At 60.0% G+C, this 9,031-nt stretch carries 9 protein-coding genes; 4 read left to right on the forward strand and 5 right to left on the reverse strand.

Annotated elements, in window-relative coordinates; translation table 11 throughout:
* Window positions 1–22: 22 nt before the first annotated feature.
* Genes ILT44_RS14050 through ILT44_RS14065 form a run of 4 tightly spaced genes read right to left on the reverse strand, consistent with a single transcriptional unit; the run spans window position 23 to window position 4,069 of the window.
* Window positions 23–1,591, reverse strand: a complete 1,569-nt coding sequence (locus tag ILT44_RS14050; RefSeq protein WP_204240219.1) for an ABC transporter substrate-binding protein — start codon at window positions 1,589–1,591, stop codon at window positions 23–25.
* Window positions 1,592–1,638: 47 nt separating this feature from the next.
* Window positions 1,639–2,037, reverse strand: coding sequence for a VOC family protein (locus ILT44_RS14055; protein ID WP_204240220.1), 399 nt, complete (start codon window positions 2,035–2,037; stop codon window positions 1,639–1,641).
* An 11-nt stretch (window positions 2,038–2,048) separates the two neighbouring features.
* Window positions 2,049–3,413: a dihydroorotase gene (locus tag ILT44_RS14060; protein WP_204240221.1), complete on the reverse strand. Its 1,365-nt coding sequence runs from the start codon at window positions 3,411–3,413 to the stop codon at window positions 2,049–2,051.
* The gene (locus tag ILT44_RS14065; protein ID WP_204240222.1) at window positions 3,410–4,069 is read right to left on the reverse strand and encodes an aspartate/glutamate racemase family protein; all 660 of its coding nucleotides are present in this window, start codon (window positions 4,067–4,069) and stop codon (window positions 3,410–3,412) included. The genes ILT44_RS14060 and ILT44_RS14065 overlap by 4 nt, the downstream gene beginning before the upstream one ends.
* Before the next feature lie 195 nt (window positions 4,070–4,264).
* Here ILT44_RS14065 and ILT44_RS14070 point away from each other — a divergent pair, with 195 nt between their 5' ends.
* The gene (locus tag ILT44_RS14070) at window positions 4,265–4,972 is read left to right on the forward strand and encodes a GntR family transcriptional regulator (RefSeq protein ID WP_204240223.1); all 708 of its coding nucleotides are present in this window, start codon (window positions 4,265–4,267) and stop codon (window positions 4,970–4,972) included.
* 724 nt (window positions 4,973–5,696) lie between these two features.
* Here ILT44_RS14070 and ILT44_RS14075 read toward each other — a convergent pair.
* Entirely contained in the window at window positions 5,697–6,896 is a 1,200-nt protein-coding gene (locus ILT44_RS14075; RefSeq protein ID WP_204240224.1) for an IS256 family transposase, read from the reverse strand.
* Window positions 6,897–7,885: 989 nt separating this feature from the next.
* Here ILT44_RS14075 and ILT44_RS14080 point away from each other — a divergent pair.
* The 3 genes from ILT44_RS14080 to ILT44_RS14090 all read left to right on the forward strand — a co-directional run bounded on the left by ILT44_RS14080 (window position 7,886) and on the right by ILT44_RS14090 (window position 8,972).
* Complete coding sequence (locus tag ILT44_RS14080) at window positions 7,886–8,149, forward strand: hypothetical protein (protein ID WP_181054622.1); 264 nt, start codon at window positions 7,886–7,888, stop codon at window positions 8,147–8,149.
* Between the two features lie 237 nt (window positions 8,150–8,386).
* Window positions 8,387–8,779, forward strand: coding sequence for a helix-turn-helix domain-containing protein (locus ILT44_RS14085; protein ID WP_204240225.1), 393 nt, complete (start codon window positions 8,387–8,389; stop codon window positions 8,777–8,779).
* A gap of 34 nt (window positions 8,780–8,813) precedes the next feature.
* The gene (locus ILT44_RS14090; protein ID WP_204240226.1) at window positions 8,814–8,972 is read left to right on the forward strand and encodes a hypothetical protein; all 159 of its coding nucleotides are present in this window, start codon (window positions 8,814–8,816) and stop codon (window positions 8,970–8,972) included.
* Window positions 8,973–9,031 lie beyond the last annotated feature (59 nt).

The following is a 9,031-nucleotide window of genomic DNA, read 5'->3' on the forward strand; positions in this document are numbered from 1 at the left end:
GTGATGGAAAAGGCAGCGGGCCTTATTCCTTGACGTCGATTTCGTAAGCCCAGAGGAACTTATCGGCGCGAGGAGTCAGATCGACGTTCTTCTTGGCGGCATATAGATCCTGCTCGTAGTGGATCGGGATCATCGGAATGTCCCGCATCAGGATTTTCGTGACCGCCTGAAGATGCGCATCGCGCTCTTCAAGCTTCGCGGTCCCGTCGGCCTTGTCGATCAGGGCGTCGACCTCTGGGTTCGAGTAGGAGCCGCGATTGACTTGGCCATAGCCTTCCTTCTTGCCGCGCGAGTAGAACATCACGCTGTACATCGAGCCGCCGTCGCCGGACGGGACGTCCCAGCCGCTCATGATCAGGCTCGACTGGTTGCTCGGCACGCGAATGTAGCCGAAGAAGTTGGACTTCGGCATCAGGTTGAGCTTGAGGTCGATCTTGATCTTGCCCAGCATCGAGGCCAATGCCTGGGCGATCTGCTGGTCATTCACGTATCGGTTGTTGGTCGTGTCCAGGGTGACTGTAAAGCCATCGGCATAGCCCGCCTCAGCCATCAGCTCACCCGCCTTCTTGAGATCGAAGGGGTACATCTTGCGGAAGCTCTCGCCATCCACATGGCCGGTATGGGATGCCGGAACATACTGGTCGGACGGGGTCGACAGGCCATTCATGATGATCTTGTTGATCGCACCGGTATCGATGGCGCGTATCATCGCCTCGCGGACGCGGCGGTCCATCATCGGGTTCTTGTCGAGCGAAATGGTCGGGCTCTTGGGGCGGTTGTCGATCGAGATAACAACGTTCAGGAGGCTCGGCTGCGTGAGAACCTTATAGCGCTCATCGGACTTGACGCGGCTGACGTCACGCACGTTGAGGTCCTGGATAACATCGACCTCGCCAGTCAAGAGGGCTGCGGTGCGGGTGGCGCCGTTGGTGATCGGACGGAACGTCACCGTATCGATCTTCGGAGCACCGGCAAAATAGTCCTTGTTGGCTTCAAGAGTGATATGATCTTCCTTGATCCACTCGACCAGCTTGTAGGGGCCGGTGCCGATTGGCTTCAGGTCGACCTTCTCGTTGCCAACTTCCTTTGCGTATTTCTCGCTGAGGATAAGGACAGCGGCAAGATCGTTCGGAAGAACAGCGTAGGGACGGGGCGTCTTGATTTCGACCGTATAGTCGTCAAGTGCCTTGAAAGCTGAGATGTTGGCGCCGAGGTTGGCCATCAACGACTTCTTGAGCCGGTCGAGCGTGAACACCACGTCCGATGCCTTGAACTCCGTACCATTGTGGAATTTCACGCCCTTCCGGAGCTTGAATACCCAAGTGGTCGGGTCCGTCAGCTCCCAGCTTTCCGCCAGGCCGGGCCCGAACGACAGGTCGGCCTGCCGGCGAACCAGCGGATCGTAGATATGATAGAAGAGAATGTTGCTCGACAGCTCCTCACCGGCCTGCGGATCGAGGTTCACCGCATCCGATGTCAGCCCGACCTTGAGAGCCTTGGCGTCGACGATGCCGGTCAGCGCCGTGGAAGCGAGGAATACGGTGGCCGCAAAGAGAGCGTTCCGGCCGTTGATCATGCGTAAGTTCAACATTTTCAGTTCCCTTTGTTGATTTGTCGATCTGTTGCCTACGATGGAATTTATCGAAGTGCGGTCTGCACCTCGATCTGGTAGCCCTCGGGATCCTCGAGCACGAATGCTCTGATCCCGAGAGATTGGCTATCCTTTGGCTCGGTCAGAGCCGCGACCTTGTGGGCGGAGAGGTAGTGGTGCCAAGCGTCGACGTCCGGCACACGGATGCAGATCTGCACGGGCTTGACGGGATGGGCGCGGTGCATGCCACGGGTCTCGTCCACGAGCCCTACATAGGCATGATCCGCTATGCGCAGGATCTTCGACCAACCTTGATCGATCTCCAGCGGAAAGCCCAGCACCTGCGTGTAGAAAGCGAAGGCCCTGTCTAGGTCGACGTAGTAGAGGAAGGTGATCGCCTTCTCCACGACGCCGTTATCGGGGCGGCTGAGGGTAGCTTCGCTCATCGGGCTTTGTCCTATTGAAACCATCTGGAAGTGCCACGAGCGACAAAGCGACCGGCACCGGGCGTGTTGATGACAGACTTGCCGTCATAGGCGAGTTCGCCGCCGAGATAGGTGCGTGCCACCCGTCCGGCAAAGCGACGTCCATCGTATGGGCTCCAGTGCAGCCCATCCTTGGCGCGCGAGGAGTCCCACACCGTTTCAGCTTCCTCGAAGATCGCAATGTCAGCGTCAGCACCGGCCTGGAGCACACCCTTCCGCGGGTAGAGTCCGAAGAACTGGGCTGGACGTGCCGAGAGCTGGTCGGCTGTCATTCGAGCGGGATCGGCACCACGGTCTTTGGCTATCGTGAAAAAAGCTGGCAGCAGTGTTTCCATGCCTGGCACTCCAGCGCCGGCATCGAAGATGCTGTCGGTGAATTTATTGTCGATGGGCCAGCTCGAGTGGTCCGAACTGACAAAGGCAACCCGCCCCTCGACCAACTCCTGCCAGAGAGCGTCGATCTGGCCAGGGCGGATAGGCGGATTGACCTTCATGCGCGCCCCAAGCTCTTCGCCATCGCGCTCCGGATCGAACCAAAGATAATGGACACAGAGTTCGCCTGTCGCCCGATATCCGTCACGGGCATAGTGATCGACTAACTGGAAGCCCCGCGGCACGCTGATGTGAACGATATGCGCGTGGGCGCCAGCGCTTGCGGCGAGCTCAAGGAAATGGGCTGTTGAGGCCAGCTCGGCGGCCGGCGGCCGGTTTGGCGAATGGGCAGCGATGCCATTGCTTCCAGCCGCGCGGGCCCGCGCCACGCGAGCGCGGACAATTTCCTGGTCTTCGTTGTGAAGACCGAGTGGCAAGTCGGTCGCAGCGAGCACTTCAAGCAGATCGAGGGTCATGGCTGCGTCGATGCGAGGAAACCGGGTCGGACTGCTCTCGAAGGCAGATATCTTAAAGCCGATGACACCGCATTCCGCTAGTCGTAATACCTCGTCCAGCGGCTGGCCGGGCATGACGGTGCCGTAAAGGGCCACGTTCGCGTGGGCATAGCGGTGGATCGCCTCGATCTTCGCGGAGAGTTGCGTGCTCGAACTCAAAGGCTCCGGGTTATCGTAGGGCATGTCGACGAGCGTTGTGACACCGCCCGCAATGGCCGAGCGCGTCGTAGGCTCGATGCCGGGCAGTCCCAGATAGCTGCCAGCATGGGTTTGCCCATCGATGACACCCGGAAGGATATAGGCGTCACCGCCATTGTGCGTGTCCTTTGCATCTGGAGCTTCTCCAGTACCGACGGAATGGATGGTACAGCCCTCGATGGCGACCCAGCCATTCTTCAATGTGGCATCAGGGGTGACGACCGTCCCTCGAATGACAAGATCGACGCTCATTTGCCCCTCCCCAGATAGCCGAGTTCGGCGTGGGTGCAGGCGAGTGCGACGCCGGCCTGAACCGGATCGACGATGGGCAAGCCGAGCTCGGCTTGCAGCGCGGCGCGATAGGCGCCGAGACCGGCACATCCCAGGATGATGACATCGGCCCCGTCCTCATCGCGGAGCGCCGCCCCGATGCGCGCGACCCGTTGCACCACATTCGTCGCGACAAGCTCGACGATTGTCATGTCAAGGGAGCGGTCGCCTGCAAGCCGGTGCTCGAGCTTCAGGGCTTCGAGATAGCGGCGGTGCCGAACAATGGACGAGGGCCCGAGGGAAACGATGCCGAAACGATCCCCGAGACCAAGCGCCGCCAAGTAGGCGGCCTCGGCGATGCCGATTACCGGCAACGGTGTCGCGGCGCGGACCCGGCCTATGCCGGGATCCGAGAAACAACTGATAACGATGGCGTCGGCGCGGGCATCGACAGCGGCATCAAGAAGGAGGGGGATCACCTCGGACACATGATCGTCGGTCTCGATACCGGGAGGCGCATTTTCCAGCTCCATGCAGCGGATTCGATGTCCATTGCCATCAAACACACCGAGGCATCCCTCCATGGATCGGGTAACCGCCTTCGAACTGTTGGGGTTGATCACGAGTACTTCTGCCAAACGCCCCTCCAACCGAAGTTTTCGGTCCGATCCCGGTGATATTTCTAGTGATATACTACAAAATATGTCATGTCGAGTGTCACTCTCTTGCATGAAGAACAAATCCGAGGGAGAAGGATGAGATAAGCGGGGAGGGCTGTTGCAGCGAATGTGCTGAATGCGGTCCGCACGCTTCGACGGTAGGAGTGCGCCAGGTTGCAGACCCTCATTTCCATGCGCGATGGCACAGGTGCCCCTAGCAAGAAACTGTCGCTGACTGAGACAGCCTACCAAGCCTTGCGGGCACGGGTGCTCTCAGGAGAATTGCGCCCCGGTGCCGAGTTTTCTGAGTCGGAACTTGCCGATCAGCTCTCGATGAGCAAGACGCCGGTTCGCGAGGCTCTCGGACGGTTGGTTGCCGAAGGGTTGATCGAAGCGTTTCCGCGCCGGGGCTACAGAGTCACTCCAGTGACCGTCAAGGATATCAATGACCTGTTTGCCATTCGTGCCATGACTGAGGGGACGGCTGCGTCGATGGCAGCGCTGAACCTAACACCCGCCGATCTCGACCGGCTGGAGACGCTGGCGGAGGCTCGGTATGATCCCTCCCAAGGTGAGAGCGTGCAGTCATTCTTGAAAGCCAATCGCGATTTTCATATTGCTATTGCCGAAGGTGCCAACAACCCGCGCCTGCTGGCGATGGTCGCCGCCTTTCTCGACGAGTGTACACGACTCTTCTATCTCGGCGCGCTCAGCCGTGACGTGAACCCTGAAACCAGTAACGACCACCGGCACATCGTGGGCGTTTTGCGCCTACGTGATCCGGAGCAGGCACGGGCGGCCATGGTGGAGCACAGCGAGCATACACAACAGGGTATTCTAAAAGCTCTGATCTCAAGCAATACTACTGCACTCACTATCTGACGTAAGGGACAATGACTCAAGGTCTAGAGGTGGCACTTCTTGGAAGTAAACCGAATGTCATTCGAGAATTGAATTGATCGTTGCGGCCGGATACGTCTGACCAAGTTCCATAAACCTGGCGTCTTGGAACTTCTGAAATCATTCGGGAACAAAGAATTATATAAACCTAAGTTCCTTAATCTTTGTTACCGGTCTTTGCCTTTGTAGCCGCAAAGTTAGAATGTCCTGCTCCCGCAACGTATGTGAAGCGGATAGCCTGGTTACCGATGTCGAGCCGGACTAAGAAAAAGGGCCGCCGATGGATCAGCGGCCCGAAGGTGGGACATACGTCCTTCCAGAGGGAACGACGCGAGCGGGAGGAATGGTCGCGTCCTCACCGAGATGGTGAGCCGAACTGGCGTGTGTCACCCGGCCGAAAGCTGAGCTGGCATGCGCCAAGCGCAGCCATGCCGCTCTTGAATCCTCAGCCGGAGCCCGCTGGACCGATATCTGCCGGCCGGGTTAGCGTCTGGCTAGGCAAAGCGCAGGACACCGGTACCGGCATTCCTGTCTTGCAGTGGTTACCAAAGCTTCTGAACGACAAATCCCTTCCCGGTCTTCGTCCCACCCCTGGGCGGCTTGGTGTAGACCAGCCGCCTGTGCCAAGGGCACCAGCTGGATCGTGTCCCTTGGCGTGGTGTAACTGAAGTCGGATCACCACGATCCCCGGCCAGAGCCGGGATGATCAGATTGCCACGGCAGGCAAGCTGACCAAGAGATCATCGCTCATCGGCGCCATCGTTTCCAGTGTCAGATAGCGGGCGCGCTGCACGGCCCACTCGTCGTTCTGCTCCAGCAGGATCGCGCCCACCAGTCGCCGGATTGCCGCTTCGTTCGGGAAGATGCCCACCACATCCGTCCGGCGCTTGATTTCACCGTTGAGCCGCTCGAGCGGGGTGGTCGAATGCAGCTTGGTCCGGTGCGGAGCAGGAAAGCCCATGTAGGCCAGCACATCCGTCTCGGCTTCATCCATCAGGGCTGACAGCTTCGGCAGCTTGGGACGCAGTTGGTCGGCGACTTGCCGCCACTGCTGTCGAGCCGCCTCGGGCGTGTTCTGGGCAAAAGCCGTGGCCATGAAGGCCGACACCACCCGCCGGCCATTCTTGCCGGCATGCGCCAAGGCATTCCTCATGAAGTGCACCCGGCACCTCTGCCAGGTGGCACAGAGCACCTTGGACACGGCGGCCTTGATCCCCTCATGCGCGTCCGAGATCACCAGCTTCACGCCGCGCAAGCCCCGCCGGGTGAGCTTGCGCAGAAACGCGGTCCAGAAGGGTTCCGCCTCCGAGGGGCCAATGTCCAGGCCCAGCACCTCGCGCCGGCCATCGCTGTTGACGCCTACCGCTACAATGACCGCCACCGAGACGATGCGACCGTTCTGGCGCACCTTCAGGTAAGTGGCATCGATCCACAGGTAGAGCCACTCACCCTCGATCGGCCGTTCCAGGAAGGCATTGACCCGCTCATCGATCTCCTCGCACAGGCGCGAGACCTGGCTCTTGGAAATGCCGGTCATGCCCAAAGCCTTGACGAGATCATCGACCGAGCGGGTGGAGATGCCCTGGATGTAGGCCTCCTGGATCACGGCGGTGAGCGCCTTCTCGGCCATGCGGCGCGGCTCGAGAAAGCCTGGAAAGTAGGAGCCGGTGCGCAGCTTGGGGATGCGCAGCTCCACCGTGCCGGCGCGGGTGTGCCAGTCACGCTCACGGTAGCCGTTGCGCTGGGCCAGGCGCTCCGAGCTCTTCTCGCCATAGCCAGCACCCGCAAGGGCGCCGACCTCCAGCTCCATCAGGCGTTCGCCCGCAAAGCCGATCATCTCGCGTAGCAGATCGGCGTCCGGGGTCTTCTCGACCAGGCTCTTGAGGTCCATCATGGGGTTGGTCATCGGGGGTTCTCTCGGTTGCGGGTGGATGTCGCAACCCAACCCTAACCGGAAATCGCCGATGACCACCCGCCCAGCGCCCGGCCCGCTACGGCGCTACTGAGGGCGCGGGCCGACCGCTGTGCTTCCGTCGAGCTACACCACGCGCCGGGACCCATCCACCAGCCTGGATACGGTATGGGTCCGAGCGCCACAGAAGATCGCCTCCGCGCCTTCGTCTGAGACAACGAACCGGCACTGTTGCGCCCGCAGCTCGAACAACGTGGTTCTGTCTCGAGGGGAAGGCTCGGGGAGCTCAATCTCAGACATGGCGATCCGGTGCGCAGTTGCAGGGGCAGACTCCTAAAGGCGGAGATCCAATTGAGTTCCGAGCCGCTCTGCTCTTCGCTGGCCATCGAAGACCAGCATAATGACCGGAGGTGGGGCCTATAGCTCAATAGTTAGAGCCGGCCGCTTCTAACGCTCTGGTTTCCTGGTGGAGCTTGGGGGCACCATGTATCAAAATCAATGATTTAGGTCACCCTCCAGCCGGAGTGCCCATGGGCCGGCACGTCGGGGAATATCTGACCGAGAAGCTGGGCTACTGTGGTAAGATGGGATGTGTGTCTTCAGGGTCGACTGACACATCTGTGATGGTTTCTAGCACGGTCCCAGCGACGATCGGCGGCGCTCCTAGTGAGATTGTGATGGCAGCAGAACATGCCGGGCAAGCATAGACCGTGCCGCTTTGTAGGGCGCCTGAGCTTTCGATATCGACGCTGTAGCATTTTACGCTCAGCAGTGGCTCTGCGCAGTTTGGGCACTTAGCTGACATGACATATCCTTGGACACTTGGTTCAAGTGAACCGCAGTACTGCCATCAGGTCAAACGCTGTAGTTCGTGGCTTTGCCCAGGCAGTGCCCGACCCTCATCATGGCTCCTGGTCGTAATGCTGTTATTGCCAAGGCCTATGAGTAGATTGAGCTTCAGCTGGGGTCTGGTAAGAGCCCTCATGACCTACAGCCTGATTCAACTCGCGCCCGGCGCCTATGACCTGCTCTTGAATGGCGACGTGATGGGAAGCGTAGTGCGGAATAGCTCTCATCGGCCTTACACGTGGACGGCCGAGTTGCTTGAGGATCTGCCTTCAGATCAAAGGCCAGCACCCTTTACCAGGATCGAACATGCCTTCACTTCTCTGGAGGATCTCTGTGCCTGGCTCGGTGAGCCGGATGTGAAGACCAATAACCCTCATGGCGACGCCTGGGAGCGTTGAGAGCCCAGGACAAAATCGGGGCAAGAGACTGATCCGCGTTCAGCACTGGTTCAGCGGGATCAACGCATCTTAAGATACCGGTTGCCCGACTGTACTCCCCTCCCGGCCAAGCCCAGGATCCTAGATCCCTCTCAACCTTGGACTTGGTCGGGTTCTAGAGCATCGGACTGGAAATTCGACTCCTGGGTTTTAGCCTAGTGCGATCTGTGATTCACTCTCTGGAACGGGAGGTGGATCATGGGTCATTGCTATTCTCTCGATCTTCGGGTGCGCGTCGCCGACTTTGTCGAGGCGGGCCATTCCTGCCGGGCGGCAGCAGGGCACTTTGACGTCAGCGAGAGCTTCGCCATCAAGCTGGTGCGGCGCACGCGGGACACCGGCTCACCGGCGCCGGCCCGTCAGGGCCGTCCACCGGGACGCGGCAAGCTGGTGCCCTATGAGGCTTTCCTGATCCAGACCGTCGAGGCAAGGCCGGCCATCACCATGCCTGAGCTCGCCGCAAGGCTGCTGGACGAGCATGGGATTGTCGCGGCCCCCGCGATGCTCTCGCGCTTTCTGTGCCGGTGCGGATTCAGCTATAAAAAAAGCCCTGATGGCGGCGGAGTGCGCACGCGCCGACGTGCGGGATGAGCGCCACGTCTGGACTGATCAACGTCAGGCCCGCATGCGCGAGCAGGCGCACCGTCTGGTGTTTCTTGACGAGACCTACGTCAACACCAAGATGACCCGCCTGCGCGGGCGCTCGCGCAAAGGCCAGCGGTTGCGGATGAAAGCTCCCTTTGGGCACTGGAAGACGCACACCTTCCTGAAGGTGTTTTCATGATGCCTCCTTTTTTGATCGTCTGGTGCGTTGCAGCCGAGCCCGCAGGTCACGGATCTGAT

The organism is Microvirga arvi, from assembly GCF_016892765.1.
In the GTDB taxonomy this organism is placed as follows: domain Bacteria; phylum Pseudomonadota; class Alphaproteobacteria; order Rhizobiales; family Beijerinckiaceae; genus Microvirga; species Microvirga arvi.